Source organism: Planktothrix mougeotii LEGE 06226, from assembly GCF_015207485.1.
Lineage (GTDB): Bacteria > Cyanobacteriota > Cyanobacteriia > Cyanobacteriales > Microcoleaceae > Planktothrix.
In genome coordinates, this window is sequence record NZ_JADEWU010000040.1 from 25,280 (window position 1) to 49,679 (window position 24,400).

Genomic DNA, 24,400 nt, shown 5'->3' on the forward strand with positions numbered 1-24,400 from the left:
AGCTCATTAAAAAAGGGTACAGCATCGCCATACCCTCATTATTTTAATCCTTAAAATTCAGCAAACTATCCCTGTAGAGAGACGCGCCGTGGCACGTCTCTACGAGGATTTATTTGGCTTTGGCAACGTCCATGACTTCATCTAACAATGTGCCAGATTCTTCCATCTTGCCAATGTCCAGAATCGTTTTAATCACAGAGTCAGGGTTCAAACTCATCGAGTCAATTCCCAGTTCAACTAAGAAGCGTGCAAACTCTGGATAATCGCTCGGTGCTTGACCACAAATCCCAATCTTGCGACCATATTTTTTAGCCGCTTTAATGGCAATGGTCACCATCCGCCGGACTGCTTCGTTGCGTTCATCGAAGATATGGGCAACCAAAGCGGAGTCACGGTCTAACCCTAACGTTAATTGGGTTAAGTCATTAGACCCAATGGAGAACCCGTCAAACACTTGGGCGAATTCATCGGCGAAAATCACGTTACTGGGCAGTTCACACATCACATAGACTTGCAGCCCATTTTCACCCCGTTTCAGACCGTGTTTTTCCATTTCCGCTAACACTTTGCGACCTTCATCGGGAGTGCGGCAGAAGGGAATCATCGGCACCACGTTGGTTAAGCCCATTTCGTCCCGAACCCGTTTCAGGGCGACACATTCTAACCCATAAGCTTCGCGGTAGTTGGGGTCATAGTAACGAGACGCACCCCGCCAACCAATCATCGGGTTTTCTTCTTTCGGTTCAAACTGACGACCGCCTAACAAGTTCGCATATTCGTTGCTCTTGAAGTCGGACATCCGTACAATCACAGGATTGGGATAGAACGCCGCCGCAATCATGCCGATACCATGAGCCAGTTTATCTACAAAGAAGTCGGGTTTATTGGGATAAAGTTTGGTCAGGTCAGCAATTTCCCGTTTGACTAATTCGTCTTCGAGTTGGTCAAATTTCAACAACGCTAACGGGTGGGCTTTAATATGGTTGGCAATAATAAACTCAAGCCGCGCTAACCCCACACCATCACAAGGAATACCGGATAACCCAAAGGCTTCTTCCGGGTTCCCGACGTTCATTAAAATTTTCGTCCGCGTTTTCGGCAGATTATCGAGAACGGTTTCTTGAACTTCAAAGGGAACTAAGCCTTCATAAACCCGACCTTCTTCTCCTTCGGAACAGGAAACGGTAATTTCTTGTCCGTTTTTAATCACCGAGGTGGCATCGCCGCAACCGACAATGGCTGGAATTCCCATTTCACGGGCGATAATAGCGGCGTGGCACGTCCGTCCGCCTGCGTTGGTAACGATAGCGCTGGATTTCTTCATAATCGGTTCCCAGTCGGGGTCAGTCTTATTGGTGACTAACACTTCACCCGCTTGGAATTCATCAATTTTATGAACATCCAGAATCACTCGCGCTTTCCCTTGACCAATCATTTCACCCACGGCGCGACCCCGTGACAGCACGTTGCTGGTTCCTTTGAGTTTGAAGTTTTTCAGAACGGAACCGGATTTTTGCGATTGTACGGTTTCAGGACGAGCTTGGACGATGAATAATTGTCCGGTAATACCATCTTTTGCCCATTCAATATCCATCGGAGTGTAAGTACCCCGAACTTGCGAATAGTGGTTTTCAATAATACAAGCCCACTTCGCTAGTTGCAGAATTTCATCGTCGTTAATACAATATTTTTCCCGCTCAGATTGAGGAACAGAAACGTTTTTCGTCAGTTTAGAACCGCCGATGTCATAGACCATCTTCAGTTCTTTAGTTCCTAAGCGTTTTTCTAAAATTGGACGGAAGCCTTGTAATAAAGTCGGTTTGAACACGAAATATTCATCCGGGTTCACCGCACCTTGTACAACGTTTTCTCCTAACCCATAGGCGGCTGTTACTAACGCGGCATTTTTGAATCCGGTTTCAGTGTCAATGGAGAACATCACCCCAGAACTGGCGAGGTCAGACCGCACCATTTTTTGGACACCAACGGAGAGAGCTACGTTAAAATGATCAAAGCCTTTAATCGTCCGATAGGAAATTGCCCGGTCGGTGAAAATCGAAGCAAAGCATTTATGGCAGGATTCTAATACGCCTTCTTCGCCATAAACGTTTAAATAAGTTTCTTGTTGTCCCGCAAAACTAGCATCGGGTAAGTCTTCGGCGGTGGCGGAGGAACGAACAGCAACGTCTACATCATTGGCATAACGTTTGCATTCTTCCTTATATTCTTCGCCAAATTGGTTGCAAAAATCCCCATCTGTACTGTAGCGTTCACAAAGTTTTTTATAAGCGCTGGTAATCGCTTCTTCTAAGTCGGCTGGAAACGGAGTGTCAAGGATTAATGAACGAGCTTGTTTGCCGCGTTGCCGCAAATTCGGCATATCCTCAACGTCGAGGTCTGCAAATAGTTCTCGTAGTTTTTTCTCTAAACCCGCAGACTCAATAAAATAACGATAAGCATAAGCAGTAGTCGCAAATCCATTGGGAACATTTACACCTTGGCGGGTGAGTTCTTGAATCATTTCGCCCAAAGATGCGTTTTTCCCACCGACTAACGGAATATCAGAAATTCCAACTTCATCAAACCAAAGTACAAAAGCTTTTTCTTTGGCTTCTGAATTTACTGTTCCCGTCGTTGCATAAGCGTCAACCATTTTTAAATTCCTCCAATTGGAATGACTGTTTTGTTAGAATTCAGTCAATCTTTATTGTTTATTTAAGTTCAAACTTAGGTCAGAATGTATTTATCCTTACCCGTACATTCTGAGTTAACTGGTTCTAAATCACTCGATACTCAATATGAATGTTTAGAACTTCTGAATCTTGAATCGGTGAACTTGGCAGTTCTTAAGATTTTTTTCCGTTTTTTTCTCTCTAGGTGTGAACTTTCGGCCTCAACTGAGGGTTTGTTTTCCCTCTATCTCAAAGCGTACTACTTTCTATCGTGATTTCAATATAGGTTCCCTTCATTCACATAGTTACCAAAAGTAAAAGATAGTTGCCATTTGGGAATTATAGGCTATTCTTAAAAAAGATTGAATCCTTAAGGCTCTTGGGATTAATGTTAACAAATGTTGCAAATGAATGTTACCCCTTGTCTCGAAAAACCAGACTTTGGTTCTGCAAGCTCCCAGAATCAAAACACTTGCCCGATTCAATATATTGTGCAAATCATCAGCAGCAAATGGTCAGTCTCAATTTTGCGGGAGTTACTAATCAGGAATTGTCGTACCCATGAATTGTTAGACGCTTTACCCGGAATAAGTACGAAAACCTTGACAATTCGCCTGCGAGAATTAGAAAAATATGGTATTATTGAAAGAAAGGTCTATGCAGAAATACCCCCTCATGTTGAATATTCCTTAACCGATAAAGGCCGACAACTGCAACCTGTATTAATAGCTTTAAAACAAGCTGGAGAACAATTATTACAGCAAGAACCCTGTCACTGTTCCATCAAGCTTTAAAATCGGTGTCGGGTGTTGGCTGTCGGGTACCGAGTACCGGGTCTGTTACAGCAACGGACTATTGCTGTTAACAGTCTCGCTAAACCGTTCAATCCCTAATCGTAAAATCGATAATCCCAGAACGATTAAAAATAAAATTAATCCAATGGTACAAGCATAACCAAATTCTAATTGTTGGAAGCCTTGTTCATACAAATAATAAACAATCGTTTTAGAACTATTTCTTGGCCCTCCTTGGGTCATAATATACACTTCTTCAAACACTTTCGTTGAGGATATTGCTGAAATGACCCCCACTAAAACCATGTAAGGTTTCATTAAAGGTAAGGTAATATCCCAATGTTTTTTTAACCCATCAGAACCGTCAATCGTTGCGGCTTCATACAATTCTAAGGGAATTCCTTGTAATCCTGCTAAATAAATCACCATATAATACCCTAATCCTTTCCAAATCGTCACCGCCATCACACTAAATAAGGCGACATGGGGACTGGTTAACCAAGGAATAGGCGGAAAAGAAATCGCATTTAAAAGTTGATTTAAAAACCCATTTTCTGCATATAACCATTTCCACGCAATACCCGCCACCACCATTGAAATCACGACGGGAACATAATAGGCGGTTCTAAAGCCATTAATTCCGCGTAATTTTTGATTCACTAAAATCGCTAAAGCTAAAGGTGCAAAAACTAAAATCGGAACAACAATAATTAAATAAAGCAAGGTATTCTTTAAGGTTTCCCAAAAGACCTCATCTGTCCATAACTGTTGAAAATTCTTGAAACCAACCCATTCTGGCGGTGTGAGTAAGTCATAACTAAACAAACTTAAATAAAACGCTTGTAACGCTGGCCAAAATACAGTTAAAGTCAGCATTAATAAAGCGGGAAATAGAAATAAATACGGCGTTAAAACGGATTTAAACTTTAACATAGAGTAGGGAAGAGGAAATTACGAATTACGAACAGGGAACACCAGATAATACTTCTGGCTGTTTTATGTCCGTTGTACAACCGACCTAAAATGACATCTACTGTAGGGGCGACGCGCGCGTCGCCCCTACAAAGATATCGGGGTATTTTTGATTTTAAACTAGGGAAATAATAGATAGCAATCCCTATTCCCCATTCTAATTCGTAATTCGTAATTCGTAATTCGTAATTCGTAATTCGTAATTCGTAATTCCCTATTAATCAGATTTGAGTTGAGAAAATAACTCATCCCAATTTTTTGAGGCTGGACTATCTGGTTCTGCTTTAACTTCAAAAGTCGTATTACAAGCTTTTGGTTGAGTTAACGCTTGAATACATAATTCAGCAATATCCTCTCGACTGACTTGTCCTTTAATTGTATCTCCTTGGGCAAATTTTAACACAGAACCTCCCGGTTGTTCAGTTAATGCACAGGGACGAATAATTGTATAGGGAATACCACTCGAACGAATCACCTCTTCTCCTCGTAATTTCCAGGTTAAAATCCCCCCTAATTGTTCATTTAAACGCACCGCCGGAGGTTCTTCTTCTAAATTTAATCCGGGTTTTCCTGGACGAGTTACCCCCGCAGAACTCACCTGAACAAATCGAGGTAAAATGGTTCCACCGTAGGCTTTAATCGATTCAATTTCTAATTGAAAGAGTCCGGGTTCAAATTTAGGATTTAATGCGCCATCATATTCAAACTTACTCAACATTAATTGTAAGGAAAATACCTGACTGGCATTAAAAGGTTTTCCTTCATTTAAGGTTTTAGCACGAAACACCGGAATTAATTTCTCAAAGGGAATCCGAATGGTAATAGGAATATTGTACACGGTATCAAAAGAATAACAATATCCCACACTATCCCAACCTTCATTACAGCGAATAATAAATTTATAGCGTTTTCCATCGCCTTTAACCCGTAATTCAATTCCTTGATAATCAGATAAATTTAAAGAAGGTTCAAAATTGCGAGTTCGCACGGAAACAAACCCCCCAGAATTCGCCGTTGAAACATATCCCGTAAATAATGCGCCATCTGGTGTTAACTTTAACGAACTTTCACTAATACCCCCCATAACAATATCATCTAATGCTCCCCAAATTTCCTTAACGTCTTCAGTGGGGTGGGTAAAATCAAATAAAATTTTATCTCCTGTTTTTTTAAGGCTGGGAAATGCAGCATTAATTAAATTTTGAATGCCTTTATATTCCACTAACTCCGGTATATCAACTACTTCCGGCATATAAAACTTAATTCCCTGATAATATTTTTCTCGGTTCGGTGTATCTCCTTCAACGGGTTGGACTTTTGTACCGCTACAACAAATAATCGCGTTAATATCTTGAAAGACATCCGGGGTTAAGGTTTCAGGAAGGGTTAAATCTGCTTCCATTAATTCTACCGAATTTCCTAAGATTGTCCTTGCTCTTTTGGCATCCCGAACCAAACAACGCACTTTAATGCCTTGTTGTTGTAACCGTTGAACCACTCGTTTTCCCACTCCCCCCGTCGCACCCACGACTAATATAATATTGGGTTTTTCTTGCCGTTTTTTTGCCCCACCCCCTAATAAATTTTGTATCCAGTTAATATTACCAATAAAGGGAATAACCTTAAAATAAGCCAGGGTTTTCAGAAACCGACCCCCATCCCATTGTCCTTTTTGTGGTTCTGTCATTGCCTTCTCCGTATAATTTTGTTAAGGAACTGGTGTTATAGATTAAGATATGTAACAAATTTAATGGTAACAGAAGAAAGCCAAAGTTGCTCAAGGTCTTTGAAAAGGGGAACTAAAGCGGGTACATAGCCAAAATGAGAATAACAAGCTTCACCTTCCCCAAGAATAAACATCTGTGTTAAGGTATCTCTTGAATAAATTTAGCCAATGACAATGGAAAGTATAGATTTAGAAACAGCGATCCCCGTTGGACTTGCTTTAGTGATTATTATTGGTAGTTTCTTAATGATGTTTACCAATTTTTGGACAACTGCTTTAAAAAACAAGAAATAGTCAACCATAGACATTAAGGAGGACAGAAATTAATCTCCAAAAACTCAATTTACCAATCATTGGATAGAGATTGTGACGGTTCTGTAAAATCCAAAGGAACAGAATATTTCACAAATTCAATAAAAACGCTATAGTGGAGAAGCCCAAAACAGAAAAATTATTAAATTCCCCATCTCAAAAAGCAAAAAAAGAAGAGTTTTGATCATGATAGATTTCACAACAATTGCTGAGTTCTCTCGAAATAACTGTTTAGGAATTTGTGCTTTTTTAGTGCCGTTTAATTTACTGGCTACCTTACAAACCCTAATTTTTATCGGTTTAAATCGTCCTCAATCTCAAATTTTGTTAATTTCTGGGTTTGCTAGTTTATATTCAGGATTAATGGTACTGCACGTTTTTACCTGGTTTATGATTGGTGTTGTGATGATTCCGACCTATGTTTTATTACTCTTAGGAACAACTTGTTTAATCATTAATATTTGGGCGGTTCAATTTCCTCAAAGTTTAAGATATATTATTCAAAAAATCGTTTTATTCGCTCAAAAAATTAGGGGTAGAATTCAAACTGTAGCCTTCAATTAAATTCATGGAATCTACGCCAACCCTATCCCCAAAAATCTGACCCCCCCGGACTTCTCCGTCGCGTTCAACATATTGCATTAAATGTTGTTAACTTACAAAAATCTCGCTATTTTTAGGGTACAATATTAGGGTTAGATAAAGTTGCGATCCTTCAACCTAACCCCAAAATTTGCTAAAATCCGTCTTGTCAGAGCAAGTTGATTCGCTGAAAAAAGAATCCCCTGCCCAGTACATAGCTTGGCGGGGGAGTGTCAAAAATACCGTTGTTGTTGCGATTTGAATAACCTAAACGCCGTTTTCTTAATCTGCCTGCGGGTATAAATTTTCAAATCTCACAATTTTATTGTATCAAACATCACGGGATTTTTTTACAAAACTTCACTAAGTCCCTGAAATCGTCTCCTTAACTGCCTCTGGCTTGTTGAATTTGTTGATTGTACATCGAGCGTAACACCCGACCGGGATCAACCCAACGGCCACTATGTTTTAAACCCCAATGGAGGTGAGGGCCTGTTGTCCGTCCGGTCATCCCCACTCTGGCAATTCTCGTCCCCGAAGGAACTTGCTGACCTTCCCAAAGTTGAATACCCCCTTCTCGGTCAATAAAATAAGTGCCTTGACTGGTTTTTTCCACAGTCCCTTGAACGTGACAATAAATATGTTCCCATTGGCCAGACTGAATGGCAATCCCGGTACCACAACGGCCATCTTGCCACACTTCTACCACCGTCCCTTGCCACCAGTTCCGAATATAACTGCCTTGAGGGGCTGCCAAATCTAAACCATAGTGAAACCCTTCTCCCCGATAGCCAAAAGGAGAGGTATAGTCTTGAAAGTTTTCAACGGGAAACGATGCTCCTGACCAGTTTAAACCCGTTGCTACTTCAGTCGGTTGAGCTTTGGCGAACTGTTGTTTCCATCCCAGTCCGACCAAACTCATACCCATTAATCCCGCTAATAAAAGAAGTGTGTGGGGACGCAAGAATTTAGATTTTGTCATTCAGGTTTGACTCCTCAATCACCAAGAAGGGTTTATGAATCGGATTTTGCCTAATTTTTCCAGTCCAAAAAACACTTTCTCAGGGTGTTCACTAGAATTTAACTTAAATATTTTATGCAACAGATGCCCCCTGGTTTTAAGCTCACTGAGAACAATTGTCGAGGGTTCAGGGTGTATTGTACTAGATTTTGGTTAAAGTTAATCAACAGAATCAGGAGACAGGTGGACAACGAGAAGCGTCCTCCTGTTTCCTTCTATCATGGATTAAGCATTGGCTCCTTTACCAAAGAATTTCGGAGGTTCAGCTAAAGTATAAATCTCTGTTTCAGAGGCGATCGCATCCCGTAAATGTTTGGGTACTTGTAACATTCCTAACATTGTTGTTCCATCAAACATCCGTAATCCCCCGATGGTTTGGTCTTGCAACAGTTGATCCACGCTGTCGGGGTCAGGACGAGTATTCATCGGTTGGTTAGAAACGATAATGAAACTCCAGGGACTTCCGTAGGTGGAAATATAACTGGTATAAGAGTGAACCTGGGGAAATACCGTTTTCAGAGTATTCACCAAACGAACGTGCAGTTTCATTTCATTGGGGGAAACCGGGCCAGCTTGAATCACCCCATAACCATCGGGAGTTAAAATTTGCTGAATTTTTTCAAAATATTCTTTAGTAAATAATTTGAAGGATGGCCCCTCTTCAATGGGATCGGATAAATCCGAAATCACAATATCCCATTTTTGCTGAGTCTGCTCTAAAAAGTCAATCGCATCCCCGATAATCAGTTGCGTGCGAGGATCATCAAAAGCATTTTGGTGCATTTCTGGCAGATGTTGTTTACAGGCTTCCACCACATCTCCATCCAGGTCAATCATAGCTACACATTCAATGGTTTTCCAACGTAAAACCTCTCGAATTGTTGCTCCTTCTCCCCCCCCCAAAACCGCCACTTTTTTGGGAGAACCGTGATAAACCGAAGCGACATGAACTAAGGGTTCGTGATAGAGAAATTCATCTCCCGTACAAGATTGCCATTTACCATCAAGAACTAAGGCTTTTCCATAGGCACCCGTTTCCACAACGTACATATCTTGATACTGGGTTTTTTTATACGCTAATACTTGGGTAATTCCATGTACATAAATATCCCAAGGTGTGATATACTCGCTTACCCAAAAATCAGCTTTTAGTTCACTACCCGACATAATCACTTCTCCTGGAAATATACAGATCCAATGTTCTAGGGTAGAACATTCTGGAGCTAGGACAAAATATTAAATGTTGCTTAACTGAAGCTTAATTTTATCGTCTCTAATTCTTAACCAGTGTTCGTTTACGCCAAGCTGTATAAGGAATAGAAACAATCGCAGCAATTAAGGCATAGGTAATCAGCGTATCGATAATGCCACTTTTGATAAAATCTAAATTGGGGAAATTCAAGCTAACCAGTAGAACCGCTAAACCCGCATTACGAGTTGCGGTTGCATAAGCTAGAACCGTTCTCGTTTCCGGTTTGGGGCCACCCAAAACATGACCACACACCAGCGAAGCAATCGAGAGCAAACCAATCGCCAAGTAAGCTATCAATCCAGCACTCAGAATTTTGTCCAGACTGATAGCCAGTAGAATGATCAGAGCTAGTAAAAGCATCAATTTGGCAATTTTGTTGACGGGTTCTACCCAATCTTCTGCTAACTGGGGTATATATTCAGCTAGTAAAACGCCGATTCCCATCGGTAACACCTGAGCAAACAACACTTGTTTAGCAATGTCTTGTGGGGATAACCAAGCTTGATTGGGATAGAACTGACTCAGAATTAAAGCCGTTAAGGGAATACTAACAATGGCTAGAACACAGACCGTAAACTGTAAACTAGCAATAAACTTAGGCTCTCCCCCAGCTTTGAGACTTTTAAAGGGAATCATGGGAGCGCCCGGACAAGCCATCATTGCACCAATACCAATCCGTTGTGCTACTGTTAAACCTGGAATGAATGCGGTTAAAACGCCCAATAAGGGCACTGCAATTAACACCGAGAATAGCGATCGCAACAGGAGAGATGGTTGCTTCCAGAGCCAGACGACATCCTCAATTTTCCAATGAATTGCCATCGAAAACATCAGAATAAAGAGGGTTAATTTGGCATAATTAATAAATATTGTTTTGATCAAGGCAACGGTGGGATTGACAGATACAGTTTGGTCAGAGACACCGGGGACTTTTTGAGCAACTTCAACCTGATTACTTCCTTGGCGATAGACAACTGTTCCCCCCTTGACAATCGTTAACTCTGAAGAACCCAAGGGACTAATCAGCACGATATATTGTTGATTACCGATCACAGCAACGTATTTAATCGGATCTTTTGTAGGGTTTTTAGCTAGAGTAATGGAAACAGGTATTTTTTTAAGGGTTAGGGTTTTGTTTTCCTTGTCATAGATATTGACATAAGCTTTGTTCCCTAGTCGAAATACTCTCACTGCATAACGGTTATTTTGAAACAATAAAGCTGTATCTGAGGTGGGAATTTCATCTGGTGCCCTTGGAGACGGTTGATCGGAAGTTGGTGTTGGAGACTGGGCGATCAATTCCTGAGAATAGGCGTTGTTAGTGATAGCAGAGGATGTGAGCGTCCCTGAGTACAAGGTCACTGCTAAGATCAGTGTGAAAACGGCAAGAAAACGGATCAGAAAAACTGGACTAGAAACTCTTTTAGAAATAAGAGGGGATTTCCATAAAAACATAAATTTAGCTGTCCTGGGTACTGAGGATCAAAAGTAACTGCTGGTACAAGTGTCGGAATAATAAATTCTGAAAACCTTGATGGAGTTAGATTATAGCCTGAATATTATCAGCCCCATTACACGAGAACCCCAAAATCCTCACATTCAGTACGCAAGAGTTAATCCTAGGTTGATCTCAGTATGACAGTTTGTCCTATTCCTTCTACAAACTATTTCCTTTTAAAATTGCATCCTTCTTAGGGCTTAATAGGGTTTCCCCTATGTAAAGTTAAAATGTGTTTAGGACAGATTTGTTGAACCCAAATTTGTCAACGGCAACCTCTATCATATTGAGTTTTTTTTGTCAATTCTAATTAACCCTAAAAAAACTATCCCCTCGGTAATAACCCTTTCCTGAGACTGTTAAAGCCTTTTATAAAAGTAAAATAAGGGGTTGAGTAAATCTCTATCTTCAACTAGATGAAATCAGGGTTCACAGACGGTATAAAAAGATTCCTATTTCCCAATCCCAAGGGGGTCAAAAGACGCTTTTATCGGTAGAATCTACCTTTGGACTTCAGTATAAATTCTCCCCCTTGAAATAAGTCTAAACTTTCCTTAATTTTTAGCAAATCATGAACAGAATGTTGCATACTAAAAAGTGACAAACAAATTCTGCCTGACTGCCTAATGAACACTAAGACCGTAAACTATGCTCCTATGGCTCCTGTGCCTCATTGGGATGCAAAACTCTACGACAGTCATCATAGCTTTGTCTCTAACTTAGCCGTAGATCTATTGGAATTGCTTGATCCCCGTATAGGAGAGCAGATTCTTGATCTCGGTTGTGGCACAGGTCATCTGAGCTATAAAATTACAAACACTGGGGCTGAAGTGATCGGAATTGACAAGGCTTCAACCATGATTAAACGCGCTAGTCAAAGTTACCCAGGCCTAAATTTTTTAGTGGCAGATGGAGCTAACTTAACCTGGACTGAACAGTTTGATGCAGTTTTCTCCAATGCTGTTTTACATTGGATTCAACAACCTGAAAAAGTTGTGGATGGGGTTTGGCGTGTCTTAAAACCCGGAGGGCGTTTTGTTGCAGAATTTGGAGGCAAGGGAAATATTGATACCATTATTGCCGCAATTTATGCAGCCTTAGATGCGGCTGGATATCCTCAAAACAAAACCTTAAATCCTTGGTATTTTCCGAGTATTGCTGAATATGGAATGCTTTTAGAATCACAAGGCTTCCAACTCAAGTCAGCAACATTAATGGAACGTCCAACTGCATTAAATGATGGAGACAAAGGGTTAAGAAATTGGCTGAAGATGTTTGCCGGAAATTTCTTTGAGGGGGTTCCCCTTTCTAAACAACTCAATATTATGACTGATATCGAAACTCGCTTGCGCCCCAAATTATTCAAGAATGGCTCTTGGATTGCGGACTATAAGCGGATTCGCATTGTCGCCACTAAAAATAAGGATTAAACCCCATCAGCAATTCCTGAAGAAGAGGGGAGTTGATTGTTAAGTGTTAACTGTTGACCGAAAAAGGAGCCCAGGGTCAACAGTTAGCCTTTCGAGGTGAGACTTCGGTTTCTCCCTTTTAAGATCAGTTGGGTGTGTGTTCTAAAACCCGTTTAAGAACTTGTTGATAGGCAGATTCAACATTTCCTAAATCTCGACGAAAACGGTCTTTATCCAAGACTCGACGGTCGGGGTCTGTTTCCGATTGATCCCATAATCGACAGGTATCAGGGCTAATTTCATCCGCTAGTACCAGTTGACCATCCGAGGTCATCCCAAATTCTAATTTAAAATCAACTAACGTAATCCCACATTCATTAAAAAAGTCGGAGAGAAGTTGATTAATGAGTAAGGATAACTGGGTGATTTGTTCTAATTGCTTTGGCGTTGCTAACTTCATTAATAACAGACGTTCACGAGTTAATAATGGATCACCTAATTCATCATTTTTATAGCAAAATTCTACTATGGGCGGTTCAATCAGTGTCCCAACAGCAATTCCAGTTTGTTTACATAAACTTCCCGCCGCAATATTCCGCACAATGACTTCTACGGGAACAATTTTTACCCGTTTCACCCGCATTTCATTAGGTGCAGGACAATCAATATAATGGGTGGGAACGCCTTGAGCTTCTAACTGTTGAAACAAATGGCTAGAAATAGCAGTGTTAATTTCCCCTTTGCCTAGAATTGTCCCGCGTTTTTGGGCATTAAAAGCCGTGGCATCATCTTTGAAGTAGGCGAGTAAGATTTCCGGGTCATCCGTTGCATAGATGATTTTTGCTTTACCTTCGTAGAGTTTTTCAGGAGTAGACATAGAAATATGGAGTTTAAACGTTAAATACGGCTTATTGATAAATCAGATCTACCTTAATTTTAACCGAGATAGCTACTTTTGCCGTCATAATCCTTCCTAATCTTTTTCAAGACTCACCCGATAAATGGCATCAGCAACTCGACTGACATCTACCATTTCTTGAACGTCATGAACTCGTAATATATCCGCAGAATTCCCAATGGCTGCTACACAGGTTGTCGCTGTTCCCCAAACCCGTTGTTTCGGGTCAGGTTGGTTTAAAAGATGACCAATAAAACTTTTGCGAGACGTTCCGACTAAAATAGGACAATCGAGCGATCGCAACTCGGTTAAATCTCTCAATATTTTTAAATTTTGGACAACGGTTTTAGCAAAACCAATACCGGGATCAATGATAATATAATCTCTAGGAATTCCGTGATCAATAGCAGATTGAATTCGTTCTTCTAAAAATTGTCTTAATTCTCCCATTAAATCGTGATAATCCGTTAAAGTTTGCATGGTTTTCGGTGTGCCTCGAAGGTGCATTAAAATAATAGGAACCTTTAATTGAGCCACCACCGACAACATCTTCGGATCAAACGTTGCAGCCGAAATATCATTAATTATATCTCCTCCCGCTTGAACGGCTGCTTGAGCAACTTGGGAGGAAGTTGTATCAACAGAAATGGGGATATTAGCTAACAGTTCATCTGAACTATTTCTAAGCTCCTGAATTAGAGGAATTACACGGTTTAATTCTTCCTTTAAACTAACAGTTTCCGCACCCGGTCGAGTAGATTGTCCACCAATATCAATGATATCCGCTCCGGCTTCCACCATTTTTTGAGCTTGGTTGAAAGCTCGTTCTAAACTATTAAAATCTCCGCCATCACTAAAACTATCCGGGGTAATATTCAAAACCCCCATAATATAAGTTCGTTTTCCCCATTGAAAACAAGTTTTTTTAATTGTTAAAGGGTTAAGAACAGCCGTCATAATTTTGATAAGAGGGAACAGGGAACAGGGAACAGGGAACAGAGGGGAAAAATATAAATTTAATCGGTAAACGCTTTAACTGATAACTGATAACTGATAACTGATTACTGATAATTAACAATTCGGGCAAAACTTTCAGGTTGTAAACTTGCCCCTCCCACTAATGCCCCATCAATTTCTGGCTGTGCCATAATCTCATCAATATTATCTGGTTTGACAGAGCCACCATATTGAATGGTTACATTAGGGTTGATTAATTTACTGCGAATTAAACCAATCACACGATTAGCTTCTGTGGTTTCACAAGTATCCCCGGTTCCTATTGCCCAAATCGGTTCATAAGCAATCACTAAATTGTTTTGATCAACACCGATTAAATCCTTTTCCAACTGAGAGAAAATCAGACGTTCTGTTTCCCCAGCATCTCGTTGTTGTTTCGTTTCTCCTACACATAAAATTGGTGTTAACCCATGACGTTGAGCCGCTCTGAGTCGCCAATTTACCGTTTCATCAGTTTCGCCAAAATATTGACGTCGTTCACTGTGACCCACAACAACATAGCGGATACCAAATTCTAGTAACATCGGGCCAGAAATTTCCCCCGTGTAAGCTCCAGAATCTTCCCAATGTATGTTTTGAGCGCCGAGGAGAATGCGACTCCCATGTAAACTTTTGGACATAATCCCCAAGGTGGTAAATGGTACACAAAGTACCACTTCCCGGTCTTCCGAGGTTTCATCTAAATGACTGGTAAACCCTTGCAGAAACTCTTGAGCTTCTGTTTGGGTTTTAAACATCTTCCAGTTACCCGCAATAATGACTTTTCTCACCGCTAATGCAATTAACCTTAAACACAATAAAATGTCACCCTTCAGTTTAAAGCGTTACGGGACATTTTTATCGTCGGAACTTGACCGTCAAGACAAGAGTGCGGAGTGCAGAGTGCGGAGTGCGGAGTGCAGAGTGCGGAGTGCGGAGTGTACAGAAAAGATAAAAACGATTATTTTACCGTCTGGTACTTATCAATTAAATATCCGTGAACTACCAACACTTCTCTACGAGTAAGTGTTGGCTTCTGATTTCTCAGCCCGATGCCTTCCCATTCGAGAATGAGCGGGTCTTACACAGGCTCCATCAGCACTCCTACGGGGTTCCCTCCGTCTTGATTTTTAATTCTTATACCTTCAATTCTGATGTTTAGTGCGGCATTAGCGTCACGGTCATGGTGAGTATGACAGTTTGGACAATCCCATTCTCTGATATTCAGAGGTAGGGTATCCACGATATGACCACAACTTGAACAGGTTTTGGAACTAGGGAAGAAGCGATCAATTTCTATAGATATTACTCAGATTTACTGGTATTTTTGAAACCCAGTCATATTATCGAGAAGGTTAGCAAGTATTATGCAGGGGCAATTAGTTCAGTTGATTAATTCTTAATAAAAATCTTCTCAATGGGGCGAAAAGATTTCAAAATCAAGCTGAAAGCTTGCTTGTCACTTTTTAAGGTTTTTTAAATTAAACACTTGTGATTTTTTAGATGTTCTGCCAATGTGATTCAAACTAAAAAATAGAATTAACCCAGTTACAAAAGTGCCTAAAGTAAACCAAGCTAACAAACCTCTTGGTTGGATAACTATTAAAGCACCAATAAATTGTGCAATTAACACGAAAAAGAGAAAATTTGCTATAAAAATCCGACTTTTCTGGTTAATGAAATAAGCTCCTAAAGGAGCACCAAAGACGACAACAGGAATACAAACTAACCAGTAGTGAAACTCTTGAAGTCCAAAATCACCAATCAAAAAAGCATGAAGTAAAAAGCCAACGAGAGAATTTCCTGCCATCAGACAGACACTTGTTGGAGTAGCAATTTTTTCAGATAATCGATATTTGACTGTTACAAAAGCAAATGTTAGTATATCGATGCCAGTACCAACAATAGAAACAACCATACCTCCTAAAAAACCTAATAATATAAATATATTTTTGTCAGTTGTAGATAGAGGCGGAAGAGATTCTGTCTTTTGATGTGATTCATTAATGTTTTGGCTAAAAAGAATAACTCCAAAACTGAGCCATAAAGAAACAAAAAACATTTTAGTATAAGGAGGAGAAACGATAGGAGCAATTAAGTAAGTCCCCAAAATTAATCCTAAAAATCCTCCTAAGCTACAGAGCAATAAATAAGTTTTATTAATAGGAATTCTTTGAGTAACAATTAAGTAAGCAGCGGCGCTCATACCGATGCTTTGAATTGCTAAACTAAAATTACGTGCAATATCTGGTGTGATGTGAAAAATTAGAGTCATAACAGGGAAAGCAACTGCTCCGCCTCCTTCGGCTGTTGCTCCAGCAATAAAAGATCCAAATATCATCGTTATTGACATGAACCAATTTTCTATGAATAAATTCCATTGATGAGTATAACTCATATAAATGAGCCAAATTGTAATAATTACAATCGTGAAAAAAAAGTGATTAATTTTGAAGTTGAAATTTTTCATGGTTTTTGAATGGTGGATAACTGACGGGGTGACACTTTACTCCCAAATCTTTTTGATAGCTGTTTATCGCTTGTGAAAAACTCCCTAAATTAGAGGCTTGTAAGACTGGGTAGTTATTTCTGCCCAGAGGCACTATAAAATTGGGGATCATCCGGGCTAGCCAAAACGTCCAAACAACGCCGGCTGCCACGGCGATAAAGTAGCAGGTGATCACAGAGGTCTGCCGAGGCATCAAGGTGGCTACAAGCCAAATGCCATGGATCGAAGCACGAGCTCTGGGATGAAGGTATCATCCGGCTGCAACAGCATGAAGGCGGCGGCATCGGCTACGCGCTCCGGCGTCAGCATAGCACTGCGCCCAGAGCTATCCGCCACACCGTCCCAGATAGGAGTATCGACGGCACCGAGATACAGACCGAGCACCCGAATGCCATTGCCTCGCTGCTCCTCTGCAACGCTCTCAGCGATAGCGTGCATGCCATGTTTGCTCGCGCAATAGGGTCCCCAGTTCGGGAAACTGGTTTTCGCCACAATCGAGTTGATGTTTAGGATCGTGCCGTGCTGGCGCGTAATCATGCCCCGCAATGCCTGGGCGGTGAGGATGGTCGGGGTGGTGAGGTTGATGTCGATAGTTCGGCGGATGTCTGCAGCCGTGGACTCGTGTAGAGGGCAAATGCGACCTGTGATCCCAGCATTGTTGATGAGGACGTCGATACGGCCGCAGGCTTCCTCGATACTAGGGATCAGCGCCTCACAGTGAGCCGGATCGCTCAGGTCAGCCACTTCCAAGCTCACGGGCGGTGCATTCGCTACCTGCTCGTGGATTTCAGCCGCCACCGCTTGCAGCAAGTGTTCGCTGCGGGCGACGAGAACCAGGGCGCACCCCTCCTGGGCGAGACGAAGGGCAATAGCGCGGCCAATTCCTTTGCTCGCCCCAGTGACCACGACGACGCTTCCCGCTAGGTTGCAAGTTGGTTTGGCAGTATTCGACATGGCATTAGTCCTCAAGGGGTGTACTGCGGTCGTGCGACAGCGCACGATAAACCAGCAGCCAGCCGCCGTCAGACCGCTTCCATCGGTCGTGATAGACACCGGTCAGCTTGACCCTCGGCTGTGGCTCATCACCGAACTGCACCGTTAACAGGAGCATGGTGGAGGTTTCAGCACTCTCATCCGTGAGCGTGTGAAAGAGTGTGTTCGTCTGATAGTGGCGTGAACGCCGGCCTGGTTCCAGATTTTGATACCAGTCGCTCACCCAAGCCTGGATGCCTGCTCGACCGACCAGGCGCAGTTCGGGCTCCACCGCGTCCGCAGCATAGACCTCAAACACCCCATCCTTGCTGAAGATCGCCGCGAAGGCATCTACGTCGCAGCCATCGAAGGTGTGGGAGTAGCGTGCGATCTGCTCCAGGATCGCGAGTTTCGCTTCCAGGCTCATGCCTGCCACTCCTTCACCGCGTCCTCTACCACCGTGCCGACAAAGAAGTCCGGGTTCATTGCGGTGTGAAGCTTGGCGATGTTGCCGAAGGTGAATTCCTTGAATTCCGCCGGGTTGAGCATCTCGTGTTCAACGAGTTCGTAGGCTTCCTCGAGGACTCGGTTCATATGCACCACGTCGAAGTGACTGAAATCCGAGCTGAACAAGGTGTTGAGGCGGTGGTTGCCGTGCTTGTCGAAAGCCCACACAGTGCTGAGGTCATCGGACTCGCAGCCGAAATAGAGTTGCTCGACGAACTGGGTGCGCAGTGCCTCGGCGGACTTGATCGGATTGGCTGCGAAGTCGTCGAAGCCATCTTTGGACTCACGGGCGGCCGCCTCAGCCGGTGACATAAAGGGCGCAGCCATGCTGACGCAGGCGAGCAGCTCGTCAAGCTTGTCCTCATAGCGCTGGCCCCCATGCCGTCGCATGAGTTCGGCGAGATGCTCCATATCAAGATTCGTCGGTAGAGTGTTCTCCATCAGTGCCTCGGGCCTGCGCTTTTCCCAATGACTGATTAGATCGGTGAGCAGGTTGCAAGCCCAGCCGACGCCGCCCTCAAGCATTGCGAACTTGAGCGTCGGGAAGCGGTGCAGCACTCCGCTCAAGACTAAGCCCTTGGTGAATGCGTGCGATGCTGCGGCGAAGTGTCCGACGTGGTTGTAGGTAAAGTTGCCCGATCGTCGGTCACCCCAGCCGATGCTGTCCGCATGGGTGGTGACGGCAATGCGGTGCTCGACGAACTTGCTCCATAGCGGGTCGTAGTCGTACTCGCTCTCCAGTACCAAGTTGTCGATGTAGTAGTCAGCACGAGCCGGGTCGACACCAGCCTCCAGATGCGTGCGGATAGGCCGTCGCACGTGGTTGGTGATCATGGCGACCTTGAAGCCGAGCTCGCCGGCAGCGTAGTCGAGTTCGGTGATAGCCTCGTCTGGTGTGAACATCGGCAGCACCGCTGCCGGTCTAAGTCGCTTGCGATAGGGATCGAAGGCATCGCGGTTCATATTATTCAGTGCCCGGCAAGCCGCCTGGCGCAACTCGGCATCGGGGTGGGCCACGAAGTCAAAGGCGAGGGTCGAGTAGACGATGCTGAAGTCAATACCGAATTCGTCCAGACGATGGTGCAGCAGATCGGGGAGCATACTGGTGGCGCGATCCAGCGTGTGGGTGGTCTCGCCCCACCACCACGGTCGTGGCAGTCGGCGCGCGAGCCGTTCTTCCGGGCTCAGGTCGTACCAAACGCTTTGCTTGGCATCACGGATGACCCGATCGCGCATGTCGGTGCCACCGACCTCTTGGAGATAGTCCAGAAATAAGGGAATCGGCTCAATCCAATGGCCGTCGGCATCGATCACCGGATGCCCGAGGCGCGCCCGGATATCGGCGGATCTGGAGGTGCTTGAATTATTCATTACAGATGCTTTTATTGACTTAGAGGGATGCCACTGGGGGGGAGTTGTTCGGCTCAGGGTCGAGATCCATCTGTGCCTGGCGCGCACCGAGTGCGTTGCATACACCGACAGCGATGCCGGTGGTCTGGACGACGATCGCGGACACGAAGCCCATGTGCAAGAAAAAGGCACCAAAGGTACAGATGACGCTGGGAATGATGGAAGTCGCGAAGTTACGAGACATATTCGCATCGAAGCGGGCTGCGATCTCGAACAGCCCATCAAGCTGTCCCAGGCTTCCGTCCATCAAGATGATCTGTGCTGTGTCCACCGCAGCCGAGGTGCCACCTGAAAGGGAGATCGACACGGTGGATGCGCGCAGCGCGAGGGTATCGTTGATGCCGTCCCCGACAAAGCAGACCGAGCGCCCGTCCGCCTGCATCGCCTCGATGAGCCCGGATTTGTCAGAGGGTAGAACCTCGGCATGGTAGCCGTCGACACCCAGCTCGTGTGCAAGTGATCGAGTCGGTGCCTCGCGGTCGCCGGAGATGATTAGCACCTTGAGTCCGCGCTGGCGCAGCCTCGCCACTAAGGCTGGGGTTTCGGACCGCAGCTTGGCGCGCCATTCGATGCCGCCGATGAGTCGGCCACCTAGGGCCACCATCACTAGACCGCCACCATCCTCCTGAATCGCTTGCTGCTGTGCGTGTACAGCAGCCGGCACTTCGATGCCGCTGTCGTGCATGAAGCGCTCGTTGCCGACCCGCACCTCAACACCGTCGAGGGTGCCGGCGATGCCTCGGCTGAGTTCGTAGTGGATGTCGTCGAGTACCTCCGCCGCGATCCCCTTGGCAGCAGCCTCGTCTAGGATCGCCCGGGCAATCGGGTGGCTCTGCCTCTGTTCAGCCATCGCTGCATAGCGCAGCACTTCGGTGGCAGGTATTGCCTCGAAGCAATGGATGTCCGTGACTTGCAGGCGATCCAGCGTCAGAGTGCCTGTCTTGTCGAATACCACGGTGTCAACCCTCGGTAGGTCTTCCAGCCCGCGACCGTCCTTGATTAAAATGCCACGCCGTGAGCAGACAGTCAGGAAGCTGTACAGGCTAAGTGGCGTTAGCAGCCGTAGCGACCAGCCATAGGTCGCCACCAGGTTGGCGAGGGAGGCCGAGGGGCCGATGATGCCGAGAGCAACGCCGCTCAGTACCAGTGTCGGCAGCACCGAGGCGTTGCCGAGGCGCTCGCTCCGCAGTTGTGCATCCAGGTTATCTGCTGAAGTCCGTTCCAGCATCTCGCCGATTTGTCCAGCGGTGGTAGCAGACCCAGTGCGCTCGGCGGAGATGACCACGCGCCCACTCCGAACCATAGTGGTTGCCAGCACCGTGTCACCTGGCTCGCGCAGCACATACTCCGATTCACCAGTCAATGCTTGCTGATCGACGGTCGCTTGGCCCTCAACCACCACGCCGTCCACGGGGATGACCTCGCCGGCACCAACGACGACCTCGATGCCCACCACTACCTCCTCGATGGGACGCTCGACCACCACGCCGTCTACTCGCACCCAAGCGGTGCGCGGGCGCTGACCGAAGATGTCGATGAGCTTGCGGCGAGAACTGGTCTGGATGCGACTCAGCATGATCGAACTCGCCGCGACGATAGTGTAGCCGAGGGCTCCGCTCACAAAGTTTCCCGTGGCGAGGATCGCGATACATATCAGTGTGTCGATGGCACTGAGGTCTAATTGCCTCCGCTCACTGAGTGAGCGGTAGGCGAGCCGCGCTCGACCAACACCGATGATCGCCAACAAGGGCGCGCTGAGCACCGCTAGCGGCGGGTACAATAGCCGGCCGGCAAGGCCAACGCCGAGGGCACTCAAGGCGTAACCAAGCTCCCGATAGCCCGCCTGCTCATGGGTGTCGGGTACCGCGTCGGCGTCCGACGACAGGGACGCGATCTGCTGCAAACGCTCCGGGTCTTCCACTGAGGTGAGCCGCGCGATGCGCTCGAATGAATGCTTGCCAAGACGCTCCATCGCCGCCGGCAGAGGCGCGCTGGGGGCTGTTGACTGCCCTTGATTGGCGGAGGTCTTCGGGCGCAGCAGCAGGGATCCAGCACCGGCGAGGGCGAACATCACTAAGAGATCAAAGGGCGACAAGCCGATGGTATCGATTGTCATCATACTACTGCAAAAAAAATCGTTGGATACGATTGGAAACTTTGGCGGAAAATTTTCCCAGCCCCATTCTACAGAGAAGTCGCATTAAAAAATTACAAAGATTTCTCTCACTGCCGATGTGGATAGATGATTGTGGATATGGCGACTCATTTACCTGTGACGGTTCGCTTTGAAGAAAATCCCTTTTCTGGTTTACAATTGCTATATTAGATTAAATTTAGAGGAGAATAAAACAACATGAATAATACATTTTATACGCTGAGTGATGATTGTATGTTAATGTATGAAAAGAATATATTTATTGTAGAAAAAATCAAAGAACATTTACTTAATGGTTTAAATCAGAAAATGCTATTCCTTTTTTATAAAAACAGCCGAGATAGTTATTTGAAATCCATGTTTCCACAGCTAAATTCAGAATATAATATTGATAATAAGTTTTCTTTTAAAATCAATCAAAGTAGCTGGAATACAGTTAGTGAGGAAATTGATTGTCAACTCTTAAAATTAGGTGATACATCTTGGAAAAGTGGAAAATTGAGGTTTAAAGCGATCGCTAACTATAATAACTTATCAGAACCTCCACTTGCTATTGAAATCGAACTAGAATTTTGTCCTGATAAACCAGAACCATTAGAAACCTCTGATAGTTCCTTGGATGAATTAAGACAAAAACTACAAATTTATCAATAATAGAATTTAGGAAATGCTTAGAAACCGTTTTTTGAAATCAACTAACCCTTACAAGCAGGCTCTTTTTTATAATCAGGAGTAGCATCACTATAAAATGTGCGAATTCCTCCATTTTTAGAAACAAAAACGTTAGTAAAGGTTTTTCCATCATCGGTTATTTTGACTAGACAAGCAGTAGGTTTAGGGTCATTAATAAAGTTATTCTTAAAGGTTTTTGCAGCAAGGGTTAAAGTTTCTTCCGAATTCAACGTATAAGCATAACCCTTAATAGGTTGAGTCAATTGTTAAAGGAGTGGGGGAGTTGCCACTAATGGATAGGGTAGCATCGCAGGCTTTTGTTAATGTAAATATTCCCTGATAGGGAGTTGCCGCCCAAGCCGGATTTGGTACAACATTAAGAAGCTGGAATGTAGTTAATAGGGTGAAACTCAGGAGTAAATATAACGTTTTAGGGAGATGTAAACGGGATATTACGGACAATAATCTAAGCATATTCTCTCAATGTCGTTTCATGATAATATTATCAGTATCAATACCATTAAAAATCAATTTTTTGTGTTAATTTTTATAATATTTTTAGGAGGTAATCTTGTCGGGTTTTAAAGATTCCAGTAAAGTGTAGAAGAAATGTTGTTAACTGGAGATCAGGGTTAATGTTAGTTCCCAATCGAGAGCAATACCGTCCTTCGGAAGAAGAAATTGACGAAATGTGGCAGGAATTAGAAGTTGTATCTGCGCCGTTAAAAGATCCGGCCATTGACGAACTCTTAAAACAGTTACGAAAAACTCATCTGAATGGGGGTGCAGAATTTGCTCGGTTTCAACTTTCTCCTCACCCCGTCTTAGAGTGGTTTGGTTCACGGGATTTACTCAATGAAATCAATTTTTTTGAACAATTTGTTACCTTACCTCCGGTGATGGATGGTTTATCAGCATTAGAAATTGAACTCCCCTTAGCAACCTCCTTAGATTTAACAGACGATACGAGTTCCTTTACCTTGGATGGAGAATTAGCCGAGATTTTAGTGTTTGGAGGTGCTTATGAAGAATTTGAAGGAACTGCGAAACAAGCCAAAGATTTAGGGATGAAATTTTGTGAGGCGTTGTTTCAAAGTCGCTATGACGAAGTTCAGATGTATATTTCTCAAGAACCTTGGACAGAGTGGTTTGCTGATGTCGCTTGGGATGTCACTTGGTTTGGACTAGATAAGCGAAACTATCAAATTTGGCTATTATGTATTACAGATACGGATGTGCGAAACGTTCCTGCGAAAGTACAGGGATAAAACCCGAAACGTAGGCAGGGAGACAGATGGAGACAACTGGTAGAGAGGAATCCATTCCAATCATAAAACCAGTCGAGTCTGTCTTAACTTTGAAAATGTGACCCCAAAGGAAGGTCAATCTCGGAGTCAAAGGGTACGGATTACCGAACTTTAACAGGTAAGGCAACCAAAACCCTGAGAGATGAAGGCAATTCCCACAGTATAAGACTGATTATCAAATGCTGAAGCTGGGAATAACGGGAAATCGGACATAAATCAAATGTCTAAGAAAAGTTCTCTAGCCAATTGCCAACGAATAACGAAAGTGAACATCCGGCGTGAACCATCGTAACTGTTATGTAGCGAAATTGATTTGATACGCTGCGTTCAAAAAGAACAAGGGGAAAGGGTAAGGGTTTATCCATGACACTTACAAAAGACAAGGTTATCTTTAAAACACTTGTTAAGACTCCCAAAATACCCCCGGTGGAAAGGATGATTCTAAAGGCAATAACACCCATTTTCAAGGAACGTTAAAAGTCCCTATTAACCCCTACAGAGGTCGAATACTGTTAGGTAGCTACAAATCTAAAGCGTATGTTATAGGGATGAGAGATGAAGTCAGAAGCTAAAGCTCAGGGGTAATACCTGAGATATGCTGATAGATTTCGGTTTGTGCGATTCGTTTAACCCAAAATAAGCTAAAAGGCTTATGGGACGGTTAACCCAGGTGTTAAGACTGGTGATAACTGATTACATTTATGGGTGAAACTCCGTGAGTTAAGTCCCATCCCTC

Annotated in this window: 22 protein-coding genes and 1 pseudogene; 6 read left to right on the forward strand and 17 right to left on the reverse strand. The window is 43.9% G+C overall.

Annotation, left to right across the window (positions count from 1 at the left end):
- Positions 1 to 109: 109 nt before the first annotated feature.
- Positions 110 to 2,653 (reverse strand): phosphoenolpyruvate synthase, encoded by a 2,544-nt coding sequence (gene ppsA, locus IQ236_RS16540; protein ID WP_190516973.1) that lies wholly within the window; start codon positions 2,651 to 2,653, stop codon positions 110 to 112.
- A 426-nt stretch (positions 2,654 to 3,079) separates the two neighbouring features.
- On the opposite strand from ppsA, the gene IQ236_RS16545 reads away from it, so the two are divergent.
- Complete coding sequence (locus tag IQ236_RS16545) at positions 3,080 to 3,466, forward strand: winged helix-turn-helix transcriptional regulator (protein WP_193870330.1); 387 nt, start codon at positions 3,080 to 3,082, stop codon at positions 3,464 to 3,466.
- 45 nt (positions 3,467 to 3,511) lie between these two features.
- On the opposite strand, the gene IQ236_RS16550 is transcribed toward IQ236_RS16545, so the two are convergent.
- Entirely contained in the window at positions 3,512 to 4,399 is an 888-nt protein-coding gene (locus tag IQ236_RS16550; protein ID WP_193870310.1) for a carbohydrate ABC transporter permease, read from the reverse strand.
- Positions 4,400 to 4,655: 256 nt separating this feature from the next.
- The gene (locus IQ236_RS16555; RefSeq protein WP_193870311.1) at positions 4,656 to 6,125 is read right to left on the reverse strand and encodes a CIA30 family protein; all 1,470 of its coding nucleotides are present in this window, start codon (positions 6,123 to 6,125) and stop codon (positions 4,656 to 4,658) included.
- A gap of 537 nt (positions 6,126 to 6,662) precedes the next feature.
- Between IQ236_RS16555 and IQ236_RS16560 the strand changes: the two genes are divergently transcribed.
- Positions 6,663 to 7,040 (forward strand): hypothetical protein, encoded by a 378-nt coding sequence (locus tag IQ236_RS16560; protein WP_193870312.1) that lies wholly within the window; start codon positions 6,663 to 6,665, stop codon positions 7,038 to 7,040.
- Positions 7,041 to 7,443: 403 nt separating this feature from the next.
- Here IQ236_RS16560 and IQ236_RS16565 read toward each other — a convergent pair whose 3' ends face one another.
- The 3 genes from IQ236_RS16565 to IQ236_RS16575 form a co-directional block, all read right to left on the reverse strand.
- Complete coding sequence (locus tag IQ236_RS16565) at positions 7,444 to 8,040, reverse strand: M23 family metallopeptidase (RefSeq protein WP_193870313.1); 597 nt, start codon at positions 8,038 to 8,040, stop codon at positions 7,444 to 7,446.
- A 264-nt stretch (positions 8,041 to 8,304) separates the two neighbouring features.
- Positions 8,305 to 9,246, reverse strand: a complete 942-nt coding sequence (locus tag IQ236_RS16570; protein ID WP_190516961.1) for a spermine/spermidine synthase domain-containing protein — start codon at positions 9,244 to 9,246, stop codon at positions 8,305 to 8,307.
- A 106-nt stretch (positions 9,247 to 9,352) separates the two neighbouring features.
- Positions 9,353 to 10,693: a bile acid:sodium symporter family protein gene (locus tag IQ236_RS16575; protein WP_193870314.1), complete on the reverse strand. Its 1,341-nt coding sequence runs from the start codon at positions 10,691 to 10,693 to the stop codon at positions 9,353 to 9,355.
- Between the two features lie 792 nt (positions 10,694 to 11,485).
- On the opposite strand from IQ236_RS16575, the gene IQ236_RS16580 reads away from it, so the two are divergent.
- The gene (locus tag IQ236_RS16580; protein WP_228041680.1) at positions 11,486 to 12,259 is read left to right on the forward strand and encodes a class I SAM-dependent methyltransferase; all 774 of its coding nucleotides are present in this window, start codon (positions 11,486 to 11,488) and stop codon (positions 12,257 to 12,259) included.
- A 124-nt stretch (positions 12,260 to 12,383) separates the two neighbouring features.
- On the opposite strand, the gene purC is transcribed toward IQ236_RS16580, so the two are convergent.
- The 3 genes from purC to tpiA form a co-directional block, all read right to left on the reverse strand.
- A complete protein-coding gene (gene purC / locus IQ236_RS16585) occupies positions 12,384 to 13,115 on the reverse strand; it encodes a phosphoribosylaminoimidazolesuccinocarboxamide synthase (protein WP_193870316.1) in 732 nt (243 codons plus the stop codon).
- Positions 13,116 to 13,211: 96 nt separating this feature from the next.
- Positions 13,212 to 14,093, reverse strand: a complete 882-nt coding sequence (folP, locus tag IQ236_RS16590) for a dihydropteroate synthase (RefSeq protein WP_193870317.1) — start codon at positions 14,091 to 14,093, stop codon at positions 13,212 to 13,214.
- 104 nt (positions 14,094 to 14,197) lie between these two features.
- Complete coding sequence (gene tpiA, locus IQ236_RS16595; RefSeq protein WP_190517286.1) at positions 14,198 to 14,923, reverse strand: triose-phosphate isomerase; 726 nt, start codon at positions 14,921 to 14,923, stop codon at positions 14,198 to 14,200.
- 31 nt (positions 14,924 to 14,954) lie between these two features.
- On the opposite strand from tpiA, the gene IQ236_RS16600 reads away from it, so the two are divergent.
- Positions 14,955 to 15,158 (forward strand): hypothetical protein, encoded by a 204-nt coding sequence (locus IQ236_RS16600; protein ID WP_228041682.1) that lies wholly within the window; start codon positions 14,955 to 14,957, stop codon positions 15,156 to 15,158.
- Between the two features lie 55 nt (positions 15,159 to 15,213).
- Here the strand turns inward: IQ236_RS16600 and IQ236_RS16605 are convergent.
- The 6 genes and pseudogenes from IQ236_RS16605 to IQ236_RS16630 all read right to left on the reverse strand — a co-directional run.
- A pseudogene (locus IQ236_RS16605) lies at positions 15,214 to 15,432 on the reverse strand (zinc ribbon domain-containing protein); the annotation flags it as partial.
- 159 nt (positions 15,433 to 15,591) lie between these two features.
- A complete protein-coding gene (locus IQ236_RS16610; RefSeq protein WP_193870318.1) occupies positions 15,592 to 16,602 on the reverse strand; it encodes a sulfite exporter TauE/SafE family protein in 1,011 nt (336 codons plus the stop codon).
- A 240-nt stretch (positions 16,603 to 16,842) separates the two neighbouring features.
- Entirely contained in the window at positions 16,843 to 17,595 is a 753-nt protein-coding gene (locus tag IQ236_RS16615) for an SDR family oxidoreductase (RefSeq protein ID WP_193870319.1), read from the reverse strand.
- Between the two features lie 4 nt (positions 17,596 to 17,599).
- Positions 17,600 to 18,040 carry a nuclear transport factor 2 family protein gene (locus IQ236_RS16620; RefSeq protein WP_193870320.1) on the reverse strand — a complete coding sequence of 147 codons (441 nt, stop codon included), beginning with the start codon at positions 18,038 to 18,040 and terminating at the stop codon, positions 17,600 to 17,602.
- Positions 18,037 to 19,491 (reverse strand): amidohydrolase family protein, encoded by a 1,455-nt coding sequence (locus IQ236_RS16625; RefSeq protein ID WP_193870321.1) that lies wholly within the window; start codon positions 19,489 to 19,491, stop codon positions 18,037 to 18,039. The genes IQ236_RS16620 and IQ236_RS16625 overlap by 4 nt, the downstream gene beginning before the upstream one ends.
- 19 nt (positions 19,492 to 19,510) lie before the next feature.
- Complete coding sequence (locus IQ236_RS16630) at positions 19,511 to 21,649, reverse strand: heavy metal translocating P-type ATPase (protein WP_193870322.1); 2,139 nt, start codon at positions 21,647 to 21,649, stop codon at positions 19,511 to 19,513.
- A 234-nt stretch (positions 21,650 to 21,883) separates the two neighbouring features.
- On the opposite strand from IQ236_RS16630, the gene IQ236_RS16635 reads away from it, so the two are divergent.
- A complete protein-coding gene (locus IQ236_RS16635; protein WP_193870323.1) occupies positions 21,884 to 22,339 on the forward strand; it encodes a KGK domain-containing protein in 456 nt (151 codons plus the stop codon).
- 41 nt (positions 22,340 to 22,380) lie between these two features.
- On the opposite strand, the gene IQ236_RS16640 is transcribed toward IQ236_RS16635, so the two are convergent.
- Both IQ236_RS16640 and IQ236_RS16645 read right to left on the reverse strand, forming a co-directional pair.
- Positions 22,381 to 22,620, reverse strand: a complete 240-nt coding sequence (locus IQ236_RS16640; RefSeq protein WP_193870324.1) for an EndoU domain-containing protein — start codon at positions 22,618 to 22,620, stop codon at positions 22,381 to 22,383.
- Positions 22,604 to 22,831 (reverse strand): hypothetical protein, encoded by a 228-nt coding sequence (locus IQ236_RS16645; protein WP_193870325.1) that lies wholly within the window; start codon positions 22,829 to 22,831, stop codon positions 22,604 to 22,606. Before IQ236_RS16645 ends, IQ236_RS16640 begins: the two co-directional genes overlap by 17 nt.
- 161 nt (positions 22,832 to 22,992) lie before the next feature.
- Between IQ236_RS16645 and IQ236_RS16650 the strand changes: the two genes are divergently transcribed.
- Entirely contained in the window at positions 22,993 to 23,625 is a 633-nt protein-coding gene (locus IQ236_RS16650; RefSeq protein ID WP_193870326.1) for a hypothetical protein, read from the forward strand.
- The last annotated feature ends 775 nt before the right edge of the window (positions 23,626 to 24,400 follow it).